Source organism: Oleiphilus sp. HI0123 (assembly GCF_001635315.1).
Genome location: NZ_LWGE01000979.1, coordinates 1 through 328, shown reverse-complemented (window position 1 = coordinate 328; position 328 = coordinate 1). Strand labels below are relative to the sequence as shown.

The window sequence follows — 328 nt, the reverse complement described above, 5'->3', positions numbered from 1 at the left end:
GGTCCTTGTGGACCCTGTGGTCCAATTGGTCCTTGCTCACCAGTATCACCTTTAGGACCTTGTGGTCCCTCTGGTCCTTGTGGACCCTGTGGTCCAATTGGTCCTTGCTCACCAGTATCACCTTTAGGACCTTGTGGTCCAATTGGTCCTTGCTCACCAGTATCACCTTTAGGACCTTGGATAACTTCACCAGATGGTGCAACATATTCTGATTTCTTCAAATATGTTGTTTCAGCGTGTTCTTTTGTTTCCAAGTGATCAATTGTGGGAACGTCAGATTTACGAACGTATGATGACAACTCACTATTAAATACATATTTAGCATCCG

The 328-nt window shown here is 44.8% G+C and carries 1 pseudogene; it reads right to left on the bottom strand.

Annotated elements, in window-relative coordinates:
- Positions 1-328 (bottom strand): annotated as a pseudogene (locus A3761_RS08465) (hypothetical protein); the annotation flags it as partial.